Source organism: Klebsiella sp. C349492, from assembly GCF_042055345.1.
Classification (GTDB): Bacteria; Pseudomonadota; Gammaproteobacteria; order Enterobacterales; family Enterobacteriaceae; genus Klebsiella; species Klebsiella scottii.
In genome coordinates, this window is sequence record NZ_JANQCE010000001.1 from 715,007 (window position 1) to 741,080 (window position 26,074).

At 57.4% G+C, this 26,074-nt stretch carries 23 protein-coding genes; 10 read left to right on the top strand and 13 right to left on the bottom strand.

Translation table 11 applies throughout. From position 1 onward, the window contains the following. Window positions 1-7 precede the first annotated feature (7 nt). Window positions 8-1,600: a maltose/glucose-specific PTS transporter subunit IIBC gene (malX, locus tag NWP14_RS03480; protein WP_095103154.1), complete on the bottom strand. Its 1,593-nt coding sequence runs from the start codon at window positions 1,598-1,600 to the stop codon at window positions 8-10. A 172-nt stretch (window positions 1,601-1,772) separates the two neighbouring features. Between malX and NWP14_RS03485 the strand changes: the two genes are divergently transcribed. Next, window positions 1,773-2,801 carry a Mal regulon transcriptional regulator MalI gene (locus tag NWP14_RS03485; protein WP_095103156.1) on the top strand — a complete coding sequence of 343 codons (1,029 nt, stop codon included), beginning with the start codon at window positions 1,773-1,775 and terminating at the stop codon, window positions 2,799-2,801. Between the two features lie 26 nt (window positions 2,802-2,827). Here the strand turns inward: NWP14_RS03485 and NWP14_RS03490 are convergent, their stop codons facing one another. After that, window positions 2,828-4,372 (bottom strand): YdgA family protein, encoded by a 1,545-nt coding sequence (locus tag NWP14_RS03490; RefSeq protein ID WP_375214775.1) that lies wholly within the window; start codon window positions 4,370-4,372, stop codon window positions 2,828-2,830. 98 nt (window positions 4,373-4,470) lie between these two features. After that, entirely contained in the window at window positions 4,471-5,649 is a 1,179-nt protein-coding gene (manA, locus tag NWP14_RS03495; RefSeq protein ID WP_375214776.1) for a mannose-6-phosphate isomerase, read from the bottom strand. A 196-nt stretch (window positions 5,650-5,845) separates the two neighbouring features. Between manA and fumA the strand changes: the two genes are divergently transcribed. Continuing rightward, the gene (gene fumA / locus NWP14_RS03500; protein WP_375214777.1) at window positions 5,846-7,492 is read left to right on the top strand and encodes a class I fumarate hydratase FumA; all 1,647 of its coding nucleotides are present in this window, start codon (window positions 5,846-5,848) and stop codon (window positions 7,490-7,492) included. A 204-nt stretch (window positions 7,493-7,696) separates the two neighbouring features. Then, window positions 7,697-9,097, top strand: coding sequence for a class II fumarate hydratase (fumC, locus tag NWP14_RS03505; protein ID WP_375214778.1), 1,401 nt, complete (start codon window positions 7,697-7,699; stop codon window positions 9,095-9,097). On the opposite strand, the gene tus is transcribed toward fumC, so the two are convergent. From tus to rstA, 3 genes are all read right to left on the bottom strand, one after another. Next, complete coding sequence (tus, locus tag NWP14_RS03510; protein WP_375214779.1) at window positions 9,087-10,019, bottom strand: DNA replication terminus site-binding protein; 933 nt, start codon at window positions 10,017-10,019, stop codon at window positions 9,087-9,089. The two genes, fumC and tus, sit on opposite strands and share 11 nt — an antisense overlap. A 73-nt stretch (window positions 10,020-10,092) precedes the next feature. Further along, a complete protein-coding gene (rstB, locus tag NWP14_RS03515) occupies window positions 10,093-11,394 on the bottom strand; it encodes a two-component system sensor histidine kinase RstB (protein WP_375214780.1) in 1,302 nt (433 codons plus the stop codon). 15 nt (window positions 11,395-11,409) lie between these two features. After that, a complete protein-coding gene (gene rstA / locus NWP14_RS03520; protein WP_095103170.1) occupies window positions 11,410-12,126 on the bottom strand; it encodes a two-component system response regulator RstA in 717 nt (238 codons plus the stop codon). 127 nt (window positions 12,127-12,253) lie between these two features. Here rstA and NWP14_RS03525 point away from each other — a divergent pair, with 127 nt between their 5' ends. Continuing rightward, window positions 12,254-12,589, top strand: coding sequence for a GlpM family protein (locus tag NWP14_RS03525; RefSeq protein ID WP_045858494.1), 336 nt, complete (start codon window positions 12,254-12,256; stop codon window positions 12,587-12,589). Here NWP14_RS03525 and folM read toward each other — a convergent pair. The 3 genes from folM to ydgH form a co-directional block, all read right to left on the bottom strand. Then, window positions 12,586-13,311 (bottom strand): dihydromonapterin reductase, encoded by a 726-nt coding sequence (gene folM, locus NWP14_RS03530; RefSeq protein WP_095103172.1) that lies wholly within the window; start codon window positions 13,309-13,311, stop codon window positions 12,586-12,588. The two genes, NWP14_RS03525 and folM, sit on opposite strands and share 4 nt — an antisense overlap. Before the next feature lie 36 nt (window positions 13,312-13,347). Next, a complete protein-coding gene (locus NWP14_RS03535; protein ID WP_346431409.1) occupies window positions 13,348-14,730 on the bottom strand; it encodes an amino acid permease in 1,383 nt (460 codons plus the stop codon). Window positions 14,731-14,908: 178 nt separating this feature from the next. Next, window positions 14,909-15,859, bottom strand: a complete 951-nt coding sequence (ydgH, locus tag NWP14_RS03540) for a DUF1471 family protein YdgH (protein ID WP_095103176.1) — start codon at window positions 15,857-15,859, stop codon at window positions 14,909-14,911. A 520-nt stretch (window positions 15,860-16,379) separates the two neighbouring features. Here ydgH and pntA point away from each other — a divergent pair. The 3 genes from pntA (at window position 16,380) to NWP14_RS03555 (ending at window position 19,660) form a co-directional block, all read left to right on the top strand. Beyond that, the gene (gene pntA / locus NWP14_RS03545) at window positions 16,380-17,909 is read left to right on the top strand and encodes a Re/Si-specific NAD(P)(+) transhydrogenase subunit alpha (protein ID WP_095103178.1); all 1,530 of its coding nucleotides are present in this window, start codon (window positions 16,380-16,382) and stop codon (window positions 17,907-17,909) included. Between the two features lie 10 nt (window positions 17,910-17,919). Continuing rightward, window positions 17,920-19,308, top strand: a complete 1,389-nt coding sequence (gene pntB, locus NWP14_RS03550) for a Re/Si-specific NAD(P)(+) transhydrogenase subunit beta (RefSeq protein ID WP_095103180.1) — start codon at window positions 17,920-17,922, stop codon at window positions 19,306-19,308. A 163-nt stretch (window positions 19,309-19,471) separates the two neighbouring features. Next, the gene (locus tag NWP14_RS03555; protein ID WP_041145794.1) at window positions 19,472-19,660 is read left to right on the top strand and encodes a YdiH family protein; all 189 of its coding nucleotides are present in this window, start codon (window positions 19,472-19,474) and stop codon (window positions 19,658-19,660) included. A 146-nt stretch (window positions 19,661-19,806) separates the two neighbouring features. Here the strand turns inward: NWP14_RS03555 and uspE are convergent, their stop codons facing one another. The 3 genes from uspE to ogt all read right to left on the bottom strand — a co-directional run bounded on the left by uspE (window position 19,807) and on the right by ogt (window position 22,357). Beyond that, window positions 19,807-20,757 carry a universal stress protein UspE gene (gene uspE, locus NWP14_RS03560; RefSeq protein ID WP_095103182.1) on the bottom strand — a complete coding sequence of 317 codons (951 nt, stop codon included), beginning with the start codon at window positions 20,755-20,757 and terminating at the stop codon, window positions 19,807-19,809. 136 nt (window positions 20,758-20,893) lie between these two features. Further along, a complete protein-coding gene (fnr, locus tag NWP14_RS03565; protein WP_095103185.1) occupies window positions 20,894-21,646 on the bottom strand; it encodes a fumarate/nitrate reduction transcriptional regulator Fnr in 753 nt (250 codons plus the stop codon). Between the two features lie 195 nt (window positions 21,647-21,841). Continuing rightward, window positions 21,842-22,357: a methylated-DNA--[protein]-cysteine S-methyltransferase gene (gene ogt, locus NWP14_RS03570; protein WP_095103187.1), complete on the bottom strand. Its 516-nt coding sequence runs from the start codon at window positions 22,355-22,357 to the stop codon at window positions 21,842-21,844. An 821-nt stretch (window positions 22,358-23,178) separates the two neighbouring features. Here ogt and smrA point away from each other — a divergent pair. Beyond that, a complete protein-coding gene (gene smrA / locus NWP14_RS03575) occupies window positions 23,179-23,742 on the top strand; it encodes a DNA endonuclease SmrA (protein ID WP_375214781.1) in 564 nt (187 codons plus the stop codon). Here smrA and NWP14_RS03580 read toward each other — a convergent pair. Beyond that, window positions 23,739-24,545, bottom strand: a complete 807-nt coding sequence (locus NWP14_RS03580) for an IclR family transcriptional regulator C-terminal domain-containing protein (protein ID WP_041145790.1) — start codon at window positions 24,543-24,545, stop codon at window positions 23,739-23,741. The two genes, smrA and NWP14_RS03580, sit on opposite strands and share 4 nt — an antisense overlap. 167 nt (window positions 24,546-24,712) lie before the next feature. On the opposite strand from NWP14_RS03580, the gene NWP14_RS03585 reads away from it, so the two are divergent. Then, window positions 24,713-25,399: a 3-oxoacid CoA-transferase subunit A gene (locus NWP14_RS03585; RefSeq protein WP_331834315.1), complete on the top strand. Its 687-nt coding sequence runs from the start codon at window positions 24,713-24,715 to the stop codon at window positions 25,397-25,399. A gap of 10 nt (window positions 25,400-25,409) precedes the next feature. Further along, the gene (locus NWP14_RS03590; protein ID WP_331834314.1) at window positions 25,410-26,066 is read left to right on the top strand and encodes a 3-oxoacid CoA-transferase subunit B; all 657 of its coding nucleotides are present in this window, start codon (window positions 25,410-25,412) and stop codon (window positions 26,064-26,066) included. Window positions 26,067-26,074 lie beyond the last annotated feature (8 nt).

Here is a 26,074-nt window from a genome sequence, read left to right on the forward strand (position 1 = left end):
GCGGCGTTTATGCCTGGACGGTATTCATCAGCACGCTCATCTCATCCTTCACCGACTGCACCTGCGGCCCAATGACCACCTGCAGATTATGCTGGTTGAGCTGAACGACACCAATGGCGCGGTTGGCCTTCAGCGCGGCGGCGTCGACTTTGCTCATGTCGCTTACCGACAGACGCAGGCGGGTAATGCAGTTATCCAGCGAGGTGATGTTTTCTGCGCCGCCCAGCGCGGCAAGGATCGCCGGCACATTATAGCCGGACTTCCCGACGCTACCGGCCGTGGCTTTCTCAAACGCGGCGCTATTTTCGCTATCGCGGCCCGGCGTTTTGAGGTTAAAGCGGGTGATGGCGAAGCGGAAGATTCCGTAGTACACCGCGAACCAGATGGCGGCGACGACCGGAACCAGGTACCACTTCGTAGAGAGACCGTGCAGGATGCCAAAGACCACGAAATCAATGACGTTGCCGTCGGTATTGCCGATGGTCACCCCGAGCACCGCCATGATGGTGAACCCGAGGCCGGTCAGCAGCGCGTGGATGAGGTACAGCGCCGGGGCGACGAACAGGAACAGGAATTCCAGCGGCTCCGTAGTGCCGCCAATGACGCAGGCGATCACGCCGGAGATCAGCAGACCCTTAATTTTGTGACGATTTTCCGGGCGGGCGCAGTGGTACATGGCCAGCGCCGCGCCCGGCAGGCCGCCGAGGAACGCCGGCATTTTGCCCTGGGAGAGGAAGCGGGTGGCGCTTTCTGAGAAACCGTGGGTTTCCGGACAGCTGAGCTGTGCCTGGAAGATGGTCAGCGCGCCGCTGACGCTGTGGCCGCAAACGTCCATGGTACCGCCCGCTTCGGTAAAGCGGATCAGCGCCACCAGAATATGCTGCAGGCCGAAGGGCAGCAGCAGGCGTTCGCCGGTGCCGAAAATCATCGGGCCGAAGTTGCCCGCGCTGTTAATGACGCTGCCCAGCGCGTTGATACCCATTGCAAAGATCGGCCAGACCAGCGGGATTGCGAGGCCGACCAGCCCCATAACCACGGTAGTCGCAATTGGCACAAAGCGGGTGCCGCCGAAGAAGGCGAGCGCATCCGGCAGGCGGATGTTATGAAAACGCTCATGCAGCATCCAGATAATAATCCCGGCGATGACCGCGCCGAGGATCCCGGTATCGATCGACTGAATGCCGATAACGTTCTGGATATTGTTGGCTTTAAGGATGGCCGCGTCGGTGGTCGGCAGAATGCCTTTCGCCGTCAGCCAGAAGTTGACCGCGAGATTCATCACCGCATAGCCGACAAAACCGGCAAAGGCGGCGACGCCTTTATTTTCGCGGGCCAGACCAAGAGGAATGGCAATACAGAACATCACCGGCAGGAAGCTGAAGGCGAAAGAGCCGATCTTGCTCATCCACACGAACACCGCCTGCAGCAGCGGGGTATTCAGCCACGGCTGCAGGGTGAGGACATCATGGCTACTTAAGGAACTGCCGATCCCCAGCATGATCCCGCAGAATGAGAGCAGGGCCACGGGTAACATAAAGGTTTTCCCTAACTGCTGGAAAAATTCCCACAACGTAATTTTTGGAGTTGTTTTCGCCGTCATAACACGAATCCTGCTGCTTAGGTTATTGGTAGGATGTAACGTCACGGAAAGATAAAACGTTTTACCACTTTTTAGTGCGATAAAAATCACATAATCAAGCGATAATAACGTTTATAAAGGTCACTCATTGATAAAACGTTTTATCGACAGCCACAGGGAGTCGGTTGCAGGCATGGCTATCGCAAGAAAAATCACCATCAACGACGTTGCCCAGGCTGCGGGCGTCTCGGTCAGCACGGTTTCGCTGGTGCTGAGCGGCAAAGGACGCATCTCGTCAGCCACCGGCGAACGCGTCAATCAGGCCATCGAGCATCTGGGTTTTGTCCGCAACCGCCAGGCGGCATCGCTGCGCGGCGGGCAGAGCGACGTAATAGGCCTGATCGTCAGCGACCTCTCGAAGCCTTTCTACGCGGAGCTAACCGCCGGGCTTACGGATGCCCTCGAATCCGCAGGTAAGATGGTCTTCCTCACTCAAGGGGGACATCGGGGCGAAAAAATGCTCCAGCGTTTTGAAACTCTGGTTTCACAGGGGGTCGATGGGGTGATTATCGCCGGCGCTATCGATCGGGGCGGCGAGCTACGCGACCGGGCGGCGGAGGTCGGGATGCCGCTGGTGTTTGCCTCCCGGGCCAGCTACCTCGAGGATATTGATTTAATCCGCCCGGATAATATGCAGGCCGCGCAGATGATCACCGAGCATCTGATCCGCCGCGGACATCAGCGTATCGCCTGGCTGGGCGGGCAAAGCTCGTCCTTAACCCGCGCCGAGCGGGTGGGCGGCTACTGCGCGACGCTGCTGAAGTATGGTCTGCCGTTTCACAGCGAATGGGTGCTGGAGTGCGAATCGAGCCAGAAGCTGGCGGCGGAGGCGATGGCCTCGCTGTTGCGGCAAAATCCGACCATCACCGCGGTGCTGTGCTACAACAGCGTCATTGCCACCGGCGCGTGGTTTGGCCTGATGCGGGCAGGGCGCCAGAGCGGTGAAGACAGCGTTGAAAGCTATTTTGAGCAGCGGGTGGCGCTGGCGGCGTTTGCCGAAGTGCCGGAGGCCGCGCTGGATGACGTGCCCTTAACCTGGGTGACCACGCCGGCGAGAGAGATGGGCAAAAGCCTGGCCGGGTGCATTTTGCGTCGTCTTGAAAAGGGGCCGGAATCAGCGCGCAACCAAATCATGCCGCCGCGGCTGGTGACCAGAAAATAGCCCTCCGAAGAGGGCTATTTCGCATCTTACTGCTGAGGTGTGACCGGCGGGACCAGCTCTTCCGGCTCCGCGCTCTGCGGGGCGGGCTCCGGCGCCGCGGGAACCGACAGGCCGAACATACCGGCGAACTCATCCAGCGGCATTTTCTGCCCGTTCAGGGTCACCTGGCCGTCGGCATACTGCAGGCTGGAGGTGATGGCGTTATTTTCCATGGCGGTGATGCGGAACATCTGCCCCATTGCCGCCAGGCCTTTGACCTGCTGGTCCGCCAGCTTCGCTGCGTCAGCCGGCTGATAGCCTTCCAGACCCGCAATCTGCGTCATAAATTCGGTCGCCATGTCTAGCGGAACGACCAGCTTGCCATCAAGAGACTTCACGCTGCGGTCAATCTCGTCAGCCAGGGTTTGCGCCGGAGCGGTCACCACGGTCGAATCTTTCAGCAAAATTGACAGATTAAAGGTACTTTCGCCCTTCGCATTGCGCCAGCTCAGCGGGGCGATGGTCAGCGACGGGTTGCCTTTCAGCAGCACCGGCAGCGCCTTAAAGAAGGTCTCGGTCATCGCCTGCTGGTAAAGCTCCGGATTCTGGGTCAGCTCCGGCTTCGCCATCAGCGCCTGCGCTTCGCTATTGTACTGCTGGCTGAACTGGTGCCACGCCTGGCCGTCGAGATTATCCAGCTTCACGGTCAGCCTGCCGCTACCCAGATCCTTGTTTTGCAGCTTCAGGCTGTTAACGGTGTAATCGAGCTGGCTGTTGATGCCTTTGCCATCTTCCGTCAGCGTAGATTTCCCGTCGATGTTCATCCCTTCCAGCAGGGCCAGCTCTTTGCCTTCTACGCCAATCGACAGTTTCTCCAGCGAAACTTTTTGCTTGCCGATGCGCTCGTTAAAGCTGGTCATCTCGGTTGTGCCGTCGGTTTTCAGATTGCTGAAGTTCAGCTGCACTTTCTGGTTGTACTCGTTGACCGCGTTGATCTGGCCGCTGCCCGCTTCGCCGGTCAGCGCAATGGCCTTGCCGTCGCGATCGGCATTCAGCTGGAACTGGCCGCCGCTAAAGGTGACTTTTTCGTCGCCTTTACTGTAATCCAGGGGCTTCAGGTCGATAGCCGACCGGCTGTCGCCGCTATAGGCGATCAGGGTATCGATGGTAAACGGCGTGCTGCCCTTAGCGATATCAAACAGCGCCTTGCTGGCTTCATTATTGACCAGCGTTGTTTTGACCGACGCCATCGATGGGCCAAACTGGCCGCTTTTCAGCGCCGCCAGCGGAAACGGCCCGTGGCTGACGACTTCGTCAAACACCAGAGGCTGTCCGCCAGCGAGCCAGCTGCTCTCTTTACCCGCGGCCGGCTTCACAACCAGCTGCAGGTGGCTGCTGAACAGACCGCGCTGATAGTTCTGCCAGCCCAGCTCAAGCCCGGCTTCCGGGGCGCTGTTTTGTAGCTGAGCATTGGCCTGCTGAACCACCTCGGCGATCCGGTTTTCCAGCTGCTTGCCCGTATACCAGGAGCCTCCGGTCCAGACCACGCCCAGGGCCACGATAATTCCTGCTGCGACCAGCGATTTCTTCATAGTATTTGTCCATAAATAAAACCAGGCGCAATAAGACGCCTGGCGATGCTGTCATGATGGGTGAAAGTCTAGCAAGAGCGGCTAAAAAGTTCAGTAACTTACTGGAGCTTATTGAAGACGCGCGCCAGGCGGCCGGTGCCGCTCACCTGTACCGGCGATTCGTCGCAGGCAATAAACGCCGACTCGCCGGGCTTCAGGGTCAGGCGCTGCTCGTCTTTGCGAATTACCGCTTCGCCTTCGACGCAGAAAACAATCGCGGCGCTCTGCTGGGCGATGGTGGACTCTTGCGCCGACAGCGCGTGCAGGGAGAAGGCAAAGTCATCCACCGGGATCGGGAAGTCCAGCTCGGCGCCGTGCTGCTCCGGCTGCGTCAACAGCTCGGCTGCCGGTTTGGCTACGAACTTAACGTTGGCGACCAGCTCCGGAATATCGATGTATTTCGGCGTCAGGCCGGCGCGCAGCACGTTATCAGAGTTGGCCATCACTTCCAGGGCGACGCCCTGCAGGTAGGCGTGCGGAGTTTCAGCAAACAGGAACATGGCATCGCCGGGGTTCAGCTTCACCACGTTGAGCAGCAGGGGAGAGAACAGGCCGCTATCGTCCGGATAGAATTCGGCGATCAGGCGAATCGTCTGCCAGGGTTCGCCCTGCTCGGCGTCGAGCGCTGACTGCAGTACGCTCAACGCGTGAGATTTTTCATCGCCCTGCATATTCAGCAGGCTGGCAAACAGCTGGCTTAAACGTTCAGCATCCGGGCTGCTGAGGAAGTCGCCGATGGCCGGGTGGGCGTCGGCAACCGGCTGCAGGAGCGTGACGATTTCCGCAAACTCGCGAAAGGCGTTCATGGCGAGGAACGGCGTCAGGGCAAATACCAGCTCCGGCTTGTGGTTTGGATCCTTGTAGTTGCGCTCTGCGGCATCAAGTGGGATCCCGGCGGCATTCTCTTTGGCAAAGCCGATTTCAGAGGCCTGCTTATTCGGATGCACCTGAATAGACAGCGGCTGGTCGGCGCACAGCACTTTGAACAGGAACGGCAGCTCGCCGAAGCGTTCGGCCACTTTGCTGCCGAGCAGGCGGGCTTTGTCGCCATCGATAATCTCGCGCAAAGAGCGCGGGGTACCGCTGGCATCGAGGATCTGTGAGCTACTTTTCGGGTGCGCGCCCATCCACAGCTCTGCCATCGGCAGATTGTTGGGGTTAGCGATCCCATAAAGTTCGGTTAATGCGGTGTGACTTCCCCAGGCATAGTTCTGTACTGAGTTAATGAGCTTCTGCATTCTCAATCCCTGTTTCCACTTGATAGTCATCGCTCTATTAAACCAGTAAACGCCTGAGAAGCAACTGCTGAAAGAAAAAGTCGACCTTGTCTCAGTTTTTGTTAAAAAATTGTGTAAAATCGATCGACTCGCTTTTCTACAGGCAAATGGAGTGTCTGCCTGAAATATAATCAGCCAAGCAGTAAGTGAGAGCACAATGTCGAATAAACCGTTTGTTTATCAGGATCCTTTTCCCCTCAAAAAGGATGACACCGAGTATTATCTCCTCAGCAGTGACTACGTCTCCGTTACCGAATTCGCCGGTCAGGAAGTCCTTAAAGTTGAACCCCAGGCGCTAACCCTGCTGGCCCAGCACGCGTTCCACGACGCCTCCTTTATGCTGCGCCCGGCGCATCAGCAGCAGGTGGCCGATATCCTTAGCGACCCGGAAGCCAGCGAAAACGACAAATACGTCGCCCTGCAGTTCCTGCGTAACTCCGATATCGCCGCTAAGGGCATTCTACCCACCTGCCAGGACACCGGCACCGCCATTATTACGGGTAAAAAGGGCCAGCGGGTGTGGACCGGCGGCGGCGACGAAGCGGCGCTGTCGCAGGGCGTTTACAATACCTATATTCAGGACAACCTGCGCTATTCGCAGAACGCCGCGCTGGATATGTATAAAGAGGTTAACACCGGCACTAACCTGCCGGCGCAGATTGACCTCTACGCCACCGACGGCGACGAGTATAAATTCCTCTGCATCGCCAAGGGTGGCGGCTCGGCCAACAAAACCTATCTCTATCAGGAGACCAAGGCGCTGATTACCCCGGCGAAGCTGAAGGACTACCTCGTCGAGAAGATGCGTACCCTCGGTACCGCCGCCTGCCCGCCGTACCACATTGCTTTTGTCATCGGCGGGACCTCTGCTGAATCGACGCTGAAGACCGTTAAGCTGGCTTCCACCCACTATTACGACGGTCTGCCAACCGAAGGCAATGAGCACGGCCAGGCGTTCCGCGACGTGCAGCTGGAGCAGGAGCTGCTGCTGGCCGCGCAGGATCTCGGCCTCGGCGCGCAGTTTGGCGGCAAGTACTTTGCCCACGACATCCGCGTTGTGCGCCTGCCGCGCCACGGCGCCTCCTGCCCGGTCGGGATGGGGGTTTCCTGCTCCGCCGACCGCAACATCAAGGCGAAGATCAACCGTCACGGGATCTGGCTGGAGAAGCTGGAAAGCAATCCGGGCCAATATATTCCGCAAGCGCTGCGTCAGGCGGGCGAAGGTGAGGCGGTGAAGGTCAACCTCAACCAGCCGATGAGTGAGATTCGGGCGCTGCTGTCGCAGTATCCGGTGTCGACGCGCCTGTCGCTGAGCGGCACGATTATCGTCGCCCGCGATATCGCCCACGCGAAGCTCAAGGAGCTGCTGGATAACGGCGAGGCGCTGCCGCAGTACGTTAAAGATCACCCGATCTACTACGCGGGTCCGGCCAAAACGCCGGACGGCTACGCTTCCGGTTCGCTGGGGCCGACCACCGCCGGGCGCATGGATTCCTACGTCGATCAGCTGCAGTCCCACGGCGCGAGCATGGTGATGCTGGCAAAAGGCAACCGCAGCCAGCAGGTGACCGACGCCTGCCACAAGCACGGCGGCTTCTACCTTGGCAGCATCGGCGGGCCGGCGGCGGTGCTGGCGCAGCAGAGCATCAAGAGCCTTGAGTGCGTGGCTTATCCGGAGCTGGGAATGGAGGCTATCTGGAAAATCGAGGTGGAAGACTTCCCGGCGTTTATTCTGGTGGATGATAAAGGCAACGACTTCTTCCAGCAGATCCAGACCTCGCAGTGCGCGAGCTGCGTGAAATAATCGCCCCGATCGTCGGGTGAGCGCCTGCCGGCGAATCCACCGGCAGGTATTTTTAACACGCCGCCGCTGCGCTCTGCGGGGCGGTTATTTGTGTCGCTTAGCGGCACGAACGACTAAAACTAATTATAAATCTGACCAATACTTAACGCTTTTAAGCCAGTGGGCTTTGTCGAAATTACGTACTTTTTATTCAAGGAGACAGTAATGACAACGCATCGCAGTGAAAAAGACTCTATGGGCGCGATTGAGGTTCCTGCCGACAGGCTATGGGGCGCGCAAACCCAGCGTTCGCTGGAGCATTTCCGTATCTCAACGGAAAAAATGCCGGGCGAACTTATCTACGCCCTGGCGTTGACCAAGCGCGCGGCGGCGAAGGTGAATCAGGATTTAGGCCTGCTGGCCGGCGAAAAAGCGCAGGCCATCGTCGAGGCCGCCGATGAAGTGCTGGCGGGAAAGCATAGCGCAGAATTTCCGCTGGCTATCTGGCAAACCGGCTCCGGTACCCAAAGCAATATGAATATGAATGAGGTGCTGGCAAACCGGGCCAGCGAGCTGCTGGGCGGCGTGCGGGGCATGGAGCGCAAGGTGCATCCGAATGATGACGTCAACAAGAGCCAGAGCTCCAACGACGTCTTCCCGACGGCGATGCACGTGGCGGCCATTATCGCGCTGCGGGAGACGCTCATTCCCCAGCTTAACGTGCTGAAAAAAACGCTTAGCGACAAATCCGCCGCGTTCAGCGATATCGTTAAAATCGGCCGCACGCACCTGCAGGACGCCACGCCGCTGACCCTGGGGCAGGAGTTCTCCGGCTGGGTCGCCATGCTCGAACATAACCTCCGCCACCTTGAGCTGAGCCTGCCGCATCTGAGCGAGCTGGCGCTGGGCGGTACGGCGGTGGGAACCGGGCTGAACACCCATCCCGAATACGCGGTGCGGGTCGCGGCAGAGCTGGCGCAGAGTAGCGGCCAGCCGTTCGTTACCGCGCCGAATAAGTTTGAGGCGCTGGCAACCTGCGACGCGCTGGTCCATGCCCACGGCGCTCTGAAGGGGCTGGCGGCGTCGCTGATGAAGATTGCTAACGACGTGCGCTGGCTGGCCTCGGGCCCGCGCTGCGGTATCGGCGAAATTGCGATTCCGGAGAATGAGCCGGGCTCATCGATCATGCCGGGCAAGGTCAACCCGACCCAGTGCGAAGCGCTGACCATGCTGTGCTGTCAGGTGATGGGTAACGACGTGGCGCTGAATATCGGCGGTGCTTCCGGTAACTTTGAGCTCAACGTCTATCGCCCGATGGTGATCCATAACTTCCTGCAGTCGGTGCGGCTGCTGGCCGACGGCATGGAGAGTTTCAACGAACACTGCGCGGTCGGGATCGAGCCTAATCGGGAACGAATCAACCAGCTGCTCAACGAGTCTCTGATGCTGGTGACGGCGCTGAATACCCATATCGGCTATGACAAAGCGGCGGAAATTGCCAAAAAAGCGCATAAAGAGGGGCTGACGCTGAAAGCCTCGGCGCTGGCGCTCGGCTACCTGACGGAGGCCGAGTTCGACAGCTGGGTGCGCCCGGAAGAGATGGTCGGCAGCATGGCTACTCGCTAGCCAGCCACAGGTGCAGGCGCGGGATCAGTAATCTGAGCGACTGCGCCTGGGGTTTATAGCGATACTGGACATTGTCGGCATCGTAATTCAGTAACTCGCCAATATCCGGCACGCTGACCCCCTGAGTGCCGGATATCAGCGTAATGAGCGGCCCAGGGCAGGCGTACTGCACCTGTTTTTGCTCGCCGGCGTACCAGACGCGGGCGATAGGCTGGACTTTGACCGGTCGCTTAATCTTCAGCTTCGCCCGCTGCGGCAGGGCGGCGATATCCTGATATTCCCGTTCCAGCTTGCTCTGCCACTGTTCGCGGGTCCACGGCGGCACCGCGCGCGGCGACTGCAGGCTTTTTTCCAGCTGCATTAGCACCTCATCGCGGGTTAAATTCTTAATCACGTGCTTATTAGCCCAGCCAAAGCGGATGCTGCTGGGATCGAACAGCGGCGTCAGCGTGCGGTAGGCGCTAAGGGTGATTAATCCCGGCAGATGACGATGCACCCACTCAAAGCGGGCCGCGGCGGGGAGGGCGGAGTCGACGGTAATGATTTTTTCGAAGGTGGCCTTTAGCGCGTTGATGCTGGCGATTTTTTGCCGCAGGTCGGCCTGCTCCTCGGCGCTGGTTTGCAGGCAGATCGTCCCGGGAAGGCGCACCGCCGCCTTGCTGCTGCGGCTTTCCGATTGCTGCTGGATAAACAGATGGCCGTAGTGCCTGAGGGCCATCTCCAGCGCCGTTTTACCGATATGCTGCACGACCTGAATCGTCTCAAGCGGGTCGTGTTCGGCATCTTTGCTCACCGCCGGTAGCTCAAATACCCGCGCGGCTAGCAGACGACAGCGGCTTAACGCCTGCTGCAGCTCCTGTAGCTCCCGCTCAAGCTGGCGAAAGGTGCCATTGAGTCGTTCAACGAGGTCGTAATTTGCCATCCGCGCCACCTTAGTTACAACATACTAATCGATTTTTAACTATACGCAGGCCGCAGCGCCTGCGCAAGGGGGGTCAGCCAGAGGTAAAATTCGGCAGCTGGTGGTAGATAGGCCAGCTAAAGCTGAAGCATGCGCCCCCCAGCGGACTGGTGCGGCAGCTCACCTCGCCGGACATCGCCTGGGCGATGCTGTGGACGATAGCCAGGCCGAGCCCACAGCCGCCGGTCGCCCGATCGCGGCTAGGGTCAAGCCGGACAAACGGCTCAAACACTCGTTCGCGCTCGGCAGGGTCGATGCCCGGGCCGTCGTCATTGACCTGGAGAGTCGCCCGCGATCCCGCGAGCGTCAGGCTCACCTGAATCTGCTGATTACTGTAGCGAAGCGCGTTATTGACCAGATTGTCGAGCACGCGCTCCATCAGGCGCATATCCAGCGCGCCGTAGTCGCCGGCGACCACCTCGTGAAGGGTCACCTCGCGCTGCGGGTTAACCATCTGAACGTCTTCCACGTGGGCCTTAATCCAGGCCGGGAAGTCAGGGGTGGTCAGGCTCAGCTCATTTTGCGGCCGGTCAAGGCGGGCGTAGGTTAAAAGCTCTTCGATAAGGGCTTCCAGCTGTCCGATATCGCGGTTTAAGGCCTGTGATTCCGCGGCGGTGAGATTTTCACTCATCTCAAGGCGGTAGCGCAGGCGCACCAGCGGCGTGCGCAGCTCGTGCGCAATGCCGTCGATCAGCTGCTTTTTACTGGCGATCAGAGCGTTGATATTATCGGCCATCTGGTTAAAGGCCACGCCGAGCCGCTCAAAGCTGGACATGCTATCGAAATGAATGCGCTCGCTAAAATGTCCCTCGCCGAAACGCTGGGCGGCGGTCTCAAGGCGCAGCATATCCTGCCAGTGCGGGCGCATCCAGACGAAGACCGGGAACGCCAGCGAAATGGCGATAAAGGCCATCAGCGCGACGTCCAGCAGGCGCATCTCATGCAAAAAGTAGAGATAGGGCACCGGGCCTACCGACAACACGTAGTGGCTGCGCGGAATGCGCTGAATAAAGGTGTATTGATCGTCCAGGGCGACGATATCGCCGGCGCGCAGATGCTGCATCGAACTCTCCGCCAGCTTGAATTTGCTCAGCGGTTCAATATGCAGATCAAACGACAGGTTGAGGTCCAGCTCTTTGAGCGTTTTGCTCCAGTCACGCGGCGGAATTTCCCGCAATTCGCTGCGCATCAGGTACAGCGAGCTTTTCATCAGATCGTCCAGCGACTGGCGGCCCGCGCGCTCGGCGGTAAATTTATACACCAGACCGACCAGCATGGTCATGACCAGAAAACAGACGAACAGCAGGAGGTAAAACTGCACAAACAGCTTTTTCATAGCCGGACCCGTTAATTAATTGTCCCAGGCATGGGGAGCAAACAGATAGCCTTTGTTGCGTACCGTTTTGATACGGTAGGGTTCCGTTGCGCTATCGAGAAGCTTTTTACGCAGGCGTGAAATGGCCACATCGACGCTGCGGTCCATACCATCGTAGCTGACGCCGCGCAGGTTTTTCAGCAACGCATCGCGATCCATAATTTGTCCAGCGTGGGTCGCGAGCTCCCACAGCAGTTCGAAATCAGCCGTCGAGAGCGCGACGCTGTCGCCGGCGAGCAGCACCTGGCGGTTCACCGGATCGATGGAGAGTGAGCCAAAGGCGATGGTTTTATGCGGCGTCAGCGAGGCGGGCGCCGGGGTGAGCGGAACGGCAACGTGCTGGCGCAAATGCAGGCGCAACCGCGCCAGCAGCACGGCGGGCGGGGTGGTTTTGAGGATGTAATCACTCGCCCCCATCTCCAGCGACAAAATATGGTTCATATCGCTGTCAAGGGAGGTCAGCAGCACGATCGGACCCTGCCACTGCCCGCGCAGGTCGCGGCAAATCGTCATTCCGTCCTTGCCCGGCAGCATGATATCTAATAACACCAGATCGGGTTTTTCCCGCGCAATAACCTCTTCCGCCCGGTCACCGCGTGGTTCAACCACCACGTCCATATCATGCTTACCCAGATAGGCGGCAATCAGTGCGCCAACTTCCGGATCATCCTCAACAAACACGATCTTATTCATATTTTATATGTATATGTAAAAGGTTAAACATACACCGCCAGCAAATTGCCTGCCATTACTCTTTTATAAACAAATGTTCTTCCGCTATGCTGGCGTAACTTGTTGTTTAAATGTTAAGGCAAAAGGCATGGGGCTGTTGATTAAAGCGCTGCTCGGGGCGCTGGTGGTTGTACTGATTGGCGTACTTTCCAAAACCAAAAATTATTATATTGCCGGGCTCATTCCGCTATTTCCGACATTCGCCCTGATCGCTCACTATATTGTCGCCAGCGAGCGCGGTATTGAAGCCCTGCGTACGACTATCGTATTTGGGATGTGGTCAATCATTCCCTATTTTATCTACCTGCTGTCGCTGTGGTACTTCACCGCAACGATGCGCCTGCCGTACGCGCTGGCGGGCGCCGTTGTTTGCTGGAGCCTGTGTGCCTGGCTGCTGATCCTCGGCTGGAGCCGGTTCCACTAGCGCAGGTGGCGGCCGCCGTCGACGGCGAAGGAGCGGCCTGTAACAAAATGGCTGCTAAACAAATAGTCGAGTAATTCGATGATTTCCGTTTCGCCCGCCGCTATTTTCATCAGCGATTTATCCAGCGCCTGCAGGCGATACTCGGCGTCGTCGCCGTCATTAAACATAATGAGCGACGGGGCGATGGCGTTGACCTTTATTTCCGGCGCCAGCTTGCGGGCAAAGGAGCGGGTCATATTATCCAACGCCGCTTTACTGGCGGCATAGGCGATGTGCTTATCGCTGCCGCGCTCAACCACGTAGTCCGTAATATGAATAATATCGCTGCCCGCGTGACCGTGGCCGCGCAGCAGCGCTTCCAGCGCGTGATTGAGCAGATAGGGCGCATTGACGTGAATTTGCATCATGCTGGCGAGCACCGTGCTGAGAGGCGTCCCCGGCTTTTCCGCCATCCAGCCGCTGGCATTGTGGATAACGGCGCGCAGGCCTTGGCCGGCGTGGGATTTCACCGCCTCGGCGAAGGTTAAAATCCCATCGTCGGTGCTAAAATCCGCCTCCAGACAAACGGCGCCTGCCGCGCGCAGCGCGTCAATAGCCGGATAGTGGGTACGATAGCTGACGATAACGGACTGCTGCCGCTGAAGAAAATGGTGTGCCAGAGCGAGGCCGATTCGGCGGCCTCCTCCTGTTATAAGGACCGGGCGGGGCTGTAGTTCAGCCATGGGTATCTCCTTTGAGTTCCGCGGCAGGGCAACCGCTTACCCCACCAGCATCCACGTTGCCGGTACAGCGGCAACCAGCAATAAACCAATTAAGGCTAATTCACGGCGTTTAAGCATGCGATCGTGCTGGTGCGTACGGCGGGCGTACAGGAAAACCAGAAGACCCGGAGCGTAAAGTATCACTGACAGCAATAAATGCACAGGGCCCGACGCATATAATAACCATAAGCCATAAGCGCAGGCCCCGACGCCTACGGCCTTATGCAGCGGGCGTACGGCAATTTTCAGCAGGAAGGCGCCGACGAGCAGATAGGGAACGAGGATCATCTCGGAGGCGATGGTGAGCAGCGTACCGTAATCCGAACCGGTCAGCCAAATCAGCACCAGCGAGACCTGGACGCTAATATTGGTCAGCCACAGCGAAGCCGACGGCGCATTGTGGCGATTTTGCCGGGCAAACAGGCGCGGAAACGCTTTGTGGGTGGCGGCCAGCCAGGGAACTTCTGCAGCCATGATGGTCCAGCTTAGATAGGCGCCGCAGACGGAAACGATCAGTCCGGCGGCGATCGCCACCTCGCCCCAGGACCCCATCATTCTGACCATCAGCCCGGCCATCGACGGATTACGCATTTCCGCGAGCTCCGGACGCGCGACAACGCCCAGCGAGAGCAGCGTGACCAGAAGATAAACCGCCAGCGCCGAAAGTACGGCCAGCAGCGTCGCGCGGCCAACGTCCTGCTTGTTCCGCGCTCGCGCCGACACTACCACCGCGCCCTCTACGCCGATAAACACCCACAGGGTAATCAGCATGGTATTTTTCACCTGCTCCCACACCGGCACGCCGAGCGCCAGGCCGCTGAAATCGAGAGTGAAGGTCTCTAAACGGAAGGCCATCGCGGCGAGAACGATAAACGCGCCGAGCGGTATTAGCTTGGCCATCGTCGCGACCAGGTTGATGCCGGCCGCCGTCTGCACGCCGCGCAGCACTAAGAAATGAACGACCCACAGCAGAATCGATGCCCCGACGATTGCCTGCCAGGTATTGCCGTTGCCAAAAATAACCGAGCCGGGCGCGTCGGTGAAGAAGCTCAGCGCCGCAAACACGATAACCAGATAGGAGACGTTGGCGATAACCGCGCAAAGCCAGTAGCCCCAGGCGGAGCAAAAGCCCACCAGCTCGCCGAATCCTTCGCGCGCGTAGGTAAAGATACCGCCGTCGAGGTCGGCGCGAATGCGGGTCAGCAGGAGCATGGCGAAGGCGAGGAATAAGATGCCGACGCCGGTAATGGCCCAGCCGATCAGCAGGGCGGACGGGCTGGCCACGGCGGCCATATTTTGCGGCAAACTGAATACGCCTGCGCCCAGCATTGAGCTGAGGACCAGGGCGGTCAGGGCGCTCAGGCCCAGTCTCTTTTCCATTGCATTCCCGAAGTGACAACCGTGAAGTAAAGAATATTTATTTGGCGAAATCGCATAAAATGGACGATTACGCTAAGGCGCGGGATTTTACGGAGTGTCTTGTGCGCATGCAATGGCGGCGGATGAAAAAAAGCAAAAAGGCGGCAAAGCGCCGCCTTTTTGTTCAGCTGAAGTCCCGTTATTTATACAGGTCAGCGCTGATAGTTATGTTACCGCCGCGTTCCTGCCACTGGCGGGTGATGTGGTAATACTTCGCGCCTTTCTTCGCCGCACGTTTGGCCACCTGGTAAGAAATTTCGGTCATATTGCCGTAGTTACCGGTGAACTTAATGCTATCGAACGGGGCCATCTGCGCCGCGGTGATTTTGTTCACTTCTTCGACTTTGGTGCCGTCAGGAAGCGTGACGGTGTAACGCCCACCCTTAGAGGACTGCGTTTCGAAGAAGCGGCCTACGCCGGTACCGGAGCCGACGGCTGCGGTGGTCGCCACGCCGGGGATTTCAACGTTTTTGGCCGCCGCGCCGCCTTCAGCCAGCGCTGCGCGCCCGGCTTGAGAATCGGCAGGGATTGCGTCCGGACTTTGCAGAACGCGTTTTTTGGCATCGGCCTTATAAACATAAGCGGTGATGCGCTGGTTGCCGCCCTGGTTAGCATCAACCTGACGAACGATAAAGAAAGAGGCCGCGCCTTTCGCTTTTGCCGCTTTGGTGATGGCATCGTTCACTTCAGGCTGGCTGCGGTAGAAACCCTGCACGGTAACGGTGTCAAACGGTTCCAGCTCAACGGCCTGGTCTTTCGGCAGCTCCATGACTCCATTAATCATTCGATTTTTTGGAGCATCTGCCTGCGGGGCGTTGTCTTTATAAAAATCTGCCGTTACGCGCCAGTTACCGCTGTTGCCATAGTCTGAGGTGTCGACAACATAAAAGGAGGCCGCGCCGTCTTTGTCGGCTTTGCGGGAGACCGCTTTAACAGCATCGCCAATCGCAGTAAAGCGGCCGGTGATGACCACGCGATCGTAGGGCTTCAGCGCCGCCGCCTGCTCCGGTGTCAGCTCGGTCGCTGCATGGGCAGACAGTGCGGTCGTAGCCAGGAGAGCAGACGCCAGGAGTGAGTTCTTAAGCTTCATAAAAATAGTCCTTTGCCTTGCGCAAACCATGTACTGGTATTGTTGTTGACTGAAAACGCTCGATTATTGCATTTAAAAGGAGTGACTGTCTGCGTCAATTTTTGCTAACCGCCCGAAACGCGCGTCACAATAATATAACATTTTGCGATATGTTGAAAAAACAGCCTCTTGACCAGCAAAATCGATAATCGATATCGCTTTAATAAGTTAATGTAATGTTAATACCATGTTCTGGCTGGCGATTAATTGCGTATTAGTGGATAAGCTAAGCGAATTATCAGGCTCGCTTATAAATTTAAGGTAAATATTGCTGCCTGACGCAGTTTGGCGCGCGTTTTACCAATAAAATCAAAAATTCTGTTTTATCGCAGTAGATCACAATCGGGATTTTCAGTAGGTTATAAAAAGTTTGTTACTGTTTCATTTTTTCAGTCGAATATCTGAGCCGGCGGGTTTTGCCGGCGGATAGTCGGCTGTAAGAAGAGAAAACCATCATCAAAAACCGATGAAAGGGAAAACTATGCGTATCGGGGTACCAAAAGAACGGTTAGCCAATGAAACCCGCGTAGCGGCCACGCCGAAAACGGTGGAGCAGCTGCTCAAACTGGGGTTTACCGTCGCAGTTGAAAGCGGCGCGGGCCAGCTGGCAAGTTTCGATGACGAGGCGTTTGCTCAGGCAGGCGCTGAGGTTGTGGACGGCGCCGAAGTCTGGCAGTCGCCTGTTATTCTCAAGGTGAATGCGCCTGACGATAATGAAATTGCGTTACTGAATCCAGGCACCACGCTGGTGAGCTTTATCTGGCCGGCGCAGAATCCGGAGCTGCTGGCAAAACTTTCTGCCCGCAATGTGACCGTCATGGCGATGGATTCGGTGCCGCGTATTTCGCGCGCCCAGTCGCTGGATGCCTTAAGCTCGATGGCCAACATTGCCGGCTATCGCGCAATCGTTGAGGCCGCTCACGAATTTGGCCGCTTCTTCACCGGGCAGATCACCGCCGCGGGTAAAGTGCCGCCGGCCAAGGTGATGGTGATTGGCGCCGGCGTTGCCGGTCTGGCCGCGATTGGCGCCGCCAACAGCCTGGGGGCGATCGTCCGCGCGTTCGACACTCGCCCTGAGGTCAAAGAGCAGGTGCAGAGCATGGGCGCCGAGTTCCTTGAGCTGGACTTTAAAGAGGAGGCGGGCAGCGGCGACGGCTATGCCAAAGTGATGTCCGAAGCCTTTATTAAAGCCGAAATGGCGCTGTTTGCCGCGCAGGCGAAAGAGGTCGACATTATCGTCACCACGGCGCTGATCCCCGGCAAACCGGCGCCGAAGCTGATTACCCGCGAAATGGTTGACTCGATGACGTCAGGCAGCGTGGTGGTTGATCTGGCCTCGCAGAACGGCGGCAACTGTGAATACACCGTGCCTGGCGAAGTGGTAACGACCGCCAACGGGGTGAGAATTATCGGCTATACCGATCTGCCGGGTCGCCTGCCGACCCAGTCATCCCAGCTTTACGGCACCAACCTGGTCAACCTGATCAAGCTGCTGTGCAAAGAGAAAGATGGCAACATTGCCATCGATTTCGACGACGTCGTGGTACGCGGCGTAACGGTTGTCCGCGATGGGGAAGTGACCTGGCCGGCGCCGCCGATTCAGGTATCCGCCCAGCCGCAGGCTGCCGCGAAGAAGGTGGAAGCCCCTGTTGAAGCGAAAAAACCGGTTTCGCCGTGGCGTAAATACGCGCTGATGGCGCTGGCGATTATTCTCTTTGGCTGGCTGGCAAGCGTCGCCCCGAAGGAGTTCCTCGGTCACTTTACGGTCTTTGCGCTCTCCTGCGTGGTCGGATATTACGTGGTGTGGAACGTGTCCCATGCGCTGCATACGCCGCTGATGTCGGTAACTAACGCCATCTCGGGGATTATCGTTGTCGGGGCGCTGCTGCAGATAGGCCACGGCGGCTGGGTCAGCGTGCTGAGCTTTATCGCGGTGCTGATCGCCAGCATTAATATTTTTGGTGGTTTCACCGTCACTCAGCGCATGCTGAAAATGTTCCGCAAAGGATAAGGGGTAACAAATGTCTGGTGGATTAGTTACAGCTGCATACATTGTTGCCGCGATCCTCTTTATTTTTAGCCTGGCAGGGCTTTCCAAACATGAGTCATCGCAGCAGGGCAACTACTTCGGCGTTGCCGGGATGGCGATTGCGCTGATCGCGACCATTTTGGGTCCGGACAGCAGCAACGTCGCGTGGATCCTGCTGGCGATGGTTATCGGCGGCGCTATCGGTATCCGTCTGGCGAAGAAAGTCGAAATGACCGAAATGCCGGAGCTGGTGGCGGTTCTGCACAGCTTCGTCGGCCTTGCGGCGGTGCTGGTGGGCTTTAACAGCTACCTGCAGCATGAAACCGGTATGGAGCAGATCCTGGTCAATATTCATCTGACCGAAGTGTTCCTCGGCATCTTCATCGGTGCGGTGACCTTTACCGGCTCCATCGTGGCCTTTGGCAAGCTGTGCGGCAAGATGTCCTCTAAACCGCTGATGCTGCCGAACCGTCACAAGCTGAACCTTGCCGCGCTGGTCGTCTCTTTTGTGCTGCTGATTGCCTTTGTTCGCACCGATAGCACCGCGACGCAGGTGCTGGCGCTGCTGGTGATGACCGTTATCGCTCTGGCGTTTGGCTGGCACCTGGTTGCCTCCATCGGCGGCGCGGACATGCCGGTGGTGGTATCAATGCTGAACTCCTATTCAGGCTGGGCGGCGGCGGCGGCGGGCTTTATGCTGAGCAACGATCTGCTGATCGTAACCGGCGCGCTGGTAGGCTCTTCCGGTGCGATTCTGTCCTACATCATGTGTAAGGCCATGAACCGCTCCTTCTTCAGCGTCATTGCCGGCGGATTTGGTACCGATGGTTCCTCTTCCGGCAGCGATGATGAAGTTGGCGAGCATCGTGAAATTAGCGCAGAAGATACGGCTGAAATGCTGAAAAACTCGCACTCGGTGATCATTACCCCGGGCTACGGCATGGCGGTAGCGCAGGCTCAGTATCCGGTTGCGGAAATCACCGAGCGTCTGCGCGCCCGTGGTATCAAGGTGCGCTTTGGTATTCACCCGGTTGCCGGTCGTCTGCCTGGGCATATGAACGTGCTGCTGGCGGAAGCCAAGGTTCCCTACGACGTGGTGCTCGAAATGGATGAAATCAACGATGACTTCACCGATACCGACACCGTACTGGTTATCGGCGCTAACGATACCGTGAACCCGGCCGCGCAGGACGATCCGAAAAGCCCTATCGCCGGTATGCCGGTGCTGGAGGTCTGGAAAGCGCAGAACGTGGTGGTCTTCAAACGCTCGATGAATACCGGCTACGCCGGCGTACAGAACCCGCTGTTCTTCAAAGAGAACACCCATATGCTGTTTGGCGATGCCAAAGCCAGCGTGGATGCGATTCTGAAAGCGCTGTGATGCCCTGAAGAGAGCAGACGAGAGTCGCTATACAACGTTTGCTTCTGAAGCCGTCTCCGTTGAGACGGCTTTTTTATATATAGCGCCAGCCCATGAATCGCTCATAAATTAATCGCCCTGGAGTGCTATACTAAAAACGTTTTTTCATCACACTGAGGATATTATGGATACCGAATTAACCCCCGCGCAAATGGCCATCGAATTTCTGCGTCGCGACCCTACCGCTTTAACCCCCGCGCAGTACCTGAAAAAATTTAAACTTCTCGAGCTGGAATTTGCCGATTTAATGTCGCTCTCCTCTATCGAACTGAAAGAAGAGATCGATCACGCCTGGCGTTTGGGTATCCATTAAAAGCCACACTTCAGCCTGCATGCATCGCTGATGAAGGGGGCCGAAAGGCCCTTTTTTGCGCGCTACGCCAGGCTACGGGCAAAAAAATCCCCCGCGACTGCAGGGGAGTGGGGAGTGGCTACGACTGGCGGCCGGCTTGCTGGAGGTTAGTCGTCGTCTTCATCGTCCATTTCAACCGGCGTTTTGTACTGGTCCGGCTTCAGCGCCAGCAGATCGCAGCGCAGATGGTCGATCACCTGCTCGGCGGTATTGCCGAGGAAGGCCGCCGACAGTCCGGTACGTCCGATGGTGCCGAGCACGACAATCCCCGCCTGCAGATGCTCCGACAGATCGGGAATCACTTCTTCCGGTAAACCCTTCTCTACGTGGGTGCGGCTCTCATCAATACCAAACTTTTGCCGCAGCGTTTTCATCGCCAGCAGGTGCTGGCCGCGAATCGCGTCGTTATAGATGCTGGGATCGAAATCAGGTAACTCAATGGCGATATTGATTGGCGTAACCGGATAGGCGCCCACCAGGTGGACCTCGGTGTGGTTAACCTGTTCCGCCAGCTCAAGCGTCTCTTTTACCAGTTTCTCATTCAGAGCATCGTGGTAGTTTTCTTCACTGGCAAGGTTCACCGCCACCAGCGCTCTGCCGCCCTCAGGCCACGGCTGGTCTTTAACCATCCACACCGGGCACGGGCATTTGCGCAGAAGATGCCAGTCGGTCGGGGTGAAGATCACCGCTTCCAGCTTGTCGTGCTGGTGCGCCATTTTCAGCACTAAATCATGCTTGTCGCTGAGGATTTCCTGAATGATGGCTTCGAAGGGGCGGTTGTGCCATACCACCTTGATGTCAATCGGGATCCCGGATTCGATATAGAACCGGGCCTGCTCCTTGATCCAGGCGCTGCGTTGGCTGATAACGCCCTGGCGCATAGCCGTTCGCTCGTCGGGAGACAGCAGGGTCGTCATCTCATATGAAAAATCATAGATTGGCAAAAAGGCTTTAATGCGGCCACCAATCCGTTGGTGTAGGTATACCGCACGCCGTAATGCGGGCTGGTCGTCCTGATTAGGGTCGATTACTACCAGCATGTTCTGATACTTCGCCATACAGGGTCTCCTTACAACTGTAACTGCAGTCTGTAATTAAAAAGATAACCTATATAGATGGATTGAAACAGGGGATGACCCTGGCCAGATCAACAAATAAGAAAAAAATTAGCGATCTGGCGAAGGGATCGGGCAATCAGGCGACGTTACGCGCTTGACCTGCCAGCTGAGAGAGGAGGTCGCTGTTTTCGATGGTGATATATTTACCTTTAACCGCCAGCATTCCGCTTTTCTGGAAACGGCCCAGCAGGCGGCTGATGGTTTCTACGGTCAGGCCGAGGTAGTTACCGATATCGCCGCGGGTCATGGTCAGACGGAATTCACGAGGCGAGAAGCCGCGTTGGGCAAAACGGCGGGAGAGATTATAGATAAAGGCCGCCAGGCGCTCCTCGGCGTTCTTTTTGGAAAGCAGCAGGATCATGTCCTGATCGCCTTTGATCTCGCCGCTCATCAGGCGCATCATCTGCTGACGCAGATTCGGCATCTTACCTGAGAGGTCATCCAGCGTTTCGAAGGGGATTTCGCAAACCATTGAGGTTTCCAGCGCCTGAGCGAAGCTCGGGTGGAGACCGGTGCCGATAGCGTCAAAACCGACCAAATCACCCGCCAGGTGGAAGCCGGTAATCTGCTCGTCGCCCTGCTCGGTAATGGTGTAGCTTTTGATGGTGCCTGAACGAATGGCGTACAGCGACTTCAGCTCATCGCCGGCTTTGAACAGGGTCTGTCCTTTCTGGATAGGCTTTTTTCGCTCGATGATATTATCAAGCTGATCAAGCTCGTGCTCGTTCAGAGTAAAAGGGATGCAAAGCTGGCTGATGCTGCAATCCTGACAATGGATTGCGCAACCGCCAGACTGAATGCGTCGTATAATTCTCTTTTCCGGGATCATAAGTCTGCTCAAGCCTTAATTGATATTGGTCAATTTTAACATCTTTTTGGTGAGCAGGTAAGCCTCGAACCGATGAAACACGTAATATTAAAAGGGTAAAGCAATTACACCATTTATCTCATTGATAAGAAATAAGATGTCCGAACATAGCTGATTGTAAAGTTGCCTGATGCTTCCGATAAAAGGCACTTACGGTCAAAGAAGCAAATACCCCTCATGGCGCAATAACCACTCTTTACGCTGAACGCCGCCCGCGTATCCGGTCATGGTGCCGTTACGTCCAATGACGCGATGGCAGGGAACCACGATACTGACCGGATTAGAGCCGTTGGCCGCCCCGACCGCCCGCGCAGCGCCCGGCCGACCCAATGCCTCCGCCAGCTGGCCGTAATGCATGACGTGACCGCAGGGAATGGTGCGCAGCGTTTTCCAGACTTCGCGTTGAAACGGGGTGCCCGCCGTTGCCGTCGGCAGCGTCTCGATAATCGCAAGGTCACCGGCGAAATAGTCGCCGAGCCTGCTGCTCAGCCCGCCCGGATCGCGGGAATCCACGCGCTGATACCCTTCATGGCGATAGTGCAGCTCAAGCAGCTGCTCCATCCGATCGCTATGTTCCTCCCACTCAACGGCACGCAGGCGGAACTGTTCGTCGCAAATGATCCATAGCGGCCCGACCGGGGTATCGATTTTGTCCTGAAGCAGTACCAGCATCGTTTTTCCTTATTACCTGATTCAAATGATTATTACTGCAGCCTGAGCACAAGATATCACGCCATCCGGGTGGGCAACTATACTCCATAAAGGTAAACGGTGAACGGTGCGGCTGAGGGGGCGAATCAATGAGAAAGTTTTCCATTTTGCATCTGCCTGCTGAGCAGAAGCAAAATCAATACGCAACGAAGTGCGTGATATTTAATTTTGTATTCACTACGCCGCGCGGTGGTAAATGGATTTTACTACTTTCTCCGGGCGGTAAATTCCCCTCTGCGAAGGAGCGTCCGGTTCACCCCTTTATGCAGTTTGTCATCCGCACGCGGACTAGTTTGCACTGGCTAATTCATCGGGAGGCACCCGACGCCGCAATACGCTATACAGGCACTCCTTGAATCAATTATTTGTCAGCACTTCAGTGCTGGCTTTTTTTTGTTAACGAGAAAGGTGATGGTATGCAATATATGCTGACTGGCGTTTTGATATTGATTATCAGTGGTTTGCTGTTAAATGCTGTCTCTATTATGATCGAATCGCTTTATAAGTTAATGAAAGATATGCACTTAAAGAAAAAACATCTTTAGGTGCCTGAGCAGGTTCGGCAAGCGTTTTAACGACGAACGCTTGCCGACCTGTTATTCCCGCCAGCAATACAAATATTCAGCAGGTTATCCGTTATTTTCTGGCACTTCCTTTGGCGTAACCGATCTTCAGCGCGGCGGGACGGGCGATTAACGTCGCTATTCGCCCGCCGACAAACGCGTTGAGGGCGCGCGTTGCGGCGGCTATAGTAGCCTCCGGTAGCAGCCGGAGGAGTGGAGATGAACCTTGACGACAAATCGCTATTTCTGGATGCCATGGAGGATGTCCAGCCGCTTAAGAGCGGCAACGACGTGCTGTGGCATCCCGAGCGCCACGCCCGTACCCCGCAGCGCATCGACGCGCTGCAGCTGGATAACTTTTTGACCACCGGCTACCTCGACGTACTGCCGCTGACGACACCGCTGGAGTTCAGGCGCGATGGGTTACAAAACGGCGTGCTGGACAAGCTGCGGCAGGGGAAATATAGCCAGCAGGCGAGCCTCAATCTGCTGCGCCGGCCGGTCGAACAGTGCCGGCAAATGCTGTTTGCCTTTGTGGTTCAGGCGCAGAAAGAGGCGCTGCGCAACGTGCTGATTGTTCATGGCAAAGGGCGCGACGACAACGCTCACCCCAATATTATCCGCAGCTACCTGGCGCGCTGGCTGGAAGAACTTCCCGAGGTACAGGCGTTTTGCGTCGCCTCTGCGCATCACGGCGGCAGCGGGGCGTGCTATGTCGCCCTGCGCAAATCGGCCGAGGCAAAGCAGGAAAACTGGGAACGCCACGCCAAACGCAGCCGCTAGCGCAGCAGCAGCGTCAGCTCCCGGGCCGCCTTTTGTAGCTCGGGCAGCACCCGATCCAGCATTTCGCGGGTGGAAACCTGTCCGGCATGGACGCCGACGTTCAGCGCCGCCTGAACCTGTCCCTGTGGGTTAAACAGCGGCACCGCCAGAGAGCGCAGCCCCATCTCCAGCTCCTGATCGTTCAGCGCATAGCCCTGCTGGTGGACGCGCTTGAGCTCGGCGCGCAGCTTATTCACCGAATCCACCGTCTGCGGGGTATAGCGAATCATCGTCACCCGACCCAGCATATCGTTCAGCTTCTCCTCCGGCTGATGGCTTAACAGCACCCGGCCCATCGAGGTTGCCCAGGCCGGCAGCCGGCTGCCTATATCCAGATCGATAGTCATAATGCGCGAGCTGGAGGCGCGGGCAATGTACAGAATATCGTCGCCGTCGAGGGTGGCGATTGAGCAGGATTCATTAAGCATTTCGCTCAGATGCTTGAGTACCGGCTGGGCAGAACGCGCCAGCGGGGTTGAGGCGAGCCAGGCGTGGCCAAGGGCGAGGATGCGCGGGCGCAGCTGAAAATTCTTACCATCTTCGGCATAGACAAACCCCAGCTTGCCCAGCGTGTAGAGGCAGCGGCGCACTGCCGCGCGCGGGATGCCGGTCTTCTGGCTGATCTGTGAGATCGACAGCACCGGACGCTGCGGGGTGAATGCCTGGATCACCTCCAGCCCGCGGGCCAGCGAGGCCATAAAGTTCGGATCGCCCTTAAACGGGTCGCTATCGCCGGTCAATAAATCGTCTGGATGCTTCTCCATTTTGTTCTCCATATTTGCCATCGATCACATTCTTTCGCTAAAGATATACGATGTTCGATTATCGCACAATATTTCGATTATCGCCCTTGACCAACATCGTTAAGCGGGTCACATTTTGTGCGAACAACGTATATAAGTGCGATTACCGCACATAAAGGAGCGACCTGATGATTGATAAAAGCGTGTCGACGCTAAGCGATGCCATCGCCGGGATCCACGACGGCGCGACCATCATGATCGGCGGTTTTGGTCCCGCCGGTCAGCCAACGTACCTGATTGATGCCCTGATTGAGCAGGGCGCCCGCGACTTAACCATTATCAACAACAACGCGGGCAACGGTGAGGTGGGCCTGGCGGCGCTGCTGAAGGCCGGGCGGGTGAGCAAGATGATCTGCTCTTTCCCGCGTCAGGTTGACTCGCAAATTTTTGACGATCTCTACCGTCGCGGCAAGGTTGAGCTGGAGCTGGTTCCGCAGGGCAATCTGGCGGCCCGCATCCAGGCCGCCGGCGCCGGGCTGGGCGCGATATTTACCCCGACCGGCTACGGCACGCCGCTGGCGGAAGGCAAAGAGACCCGCGAAATCGACGGGCGGCACTACGTTCTCGAATATCCGATTAAGGCCGATTTTGCGCTGATCAAGGCCCACCACGCGGATCGCTGGGGCAACCTGGTCTATCGCAAAGCGGCGCGCAACTTCGGCCCGATTATGGCGACCGCCGCCAAAACCACCATCGCTGAGGTCTCCCGCCTGGTCACTCTTGGCGAACTGGACCCGGAAAATATCATTACCCCGGGGATTTTTGTCCAGCGCGTCTTCTCGCTGGAAAACGCCATTACCGCACAGAGCGCCTGAGGAGCCAACGATGCAAAAATTAACTCGTGATGAAATGGCCCAGCGCGTGGCTCTCGATATTCCGGAAGGGGCCTATGTGAACCTCGGTATCGGCTTACCGACCCGCATCGCCAACTATCTGCCGGCGGATAAAGAAGTGTTCCTGCACAGCGAAAACGGCCTGCTGGGAATGGGGGGCAGGCCGCAGCCGGGCGAAGAGGACCCGGAGCTGATTAACGCCGGGAAAGAGTACGTCACGCTGCTGAAAGGCGGCTGTTTCTTCCACCACGGCGACTCCTTCGCCATGATGCGCGGCGGCCATCTTGATATCTGCGTGCTGGGAGCCTATCAGGTCTCTGCCCGCGGCGACCTCGCCAACTGGAGCACCGGCGCGCCGGACTCGATTCCGGCCGTCGGCGGGGCGATGGATCTGGCCATCGGCGCGCGGCAGGTCTTCGTGATGATGGATCATCTGACCCGCGACGGCGAGTGCAAGCTGGTCGAACGCTGCAGCTATCCGCTGACCGGCGTTGGCTGCGTCAGCCGCATCTATACCGACCTTGCGGTTATCGATATCACCCCCGGCGGCCCGGTAGTACGGGAAATTTTCAACGGCCTCTCTTTTGAAGAGCTGCAGCGCATCACGCCGGTGGCGTTGACCTGCGAACATCTGGCGAAAAGCGCATAAGGAACCTA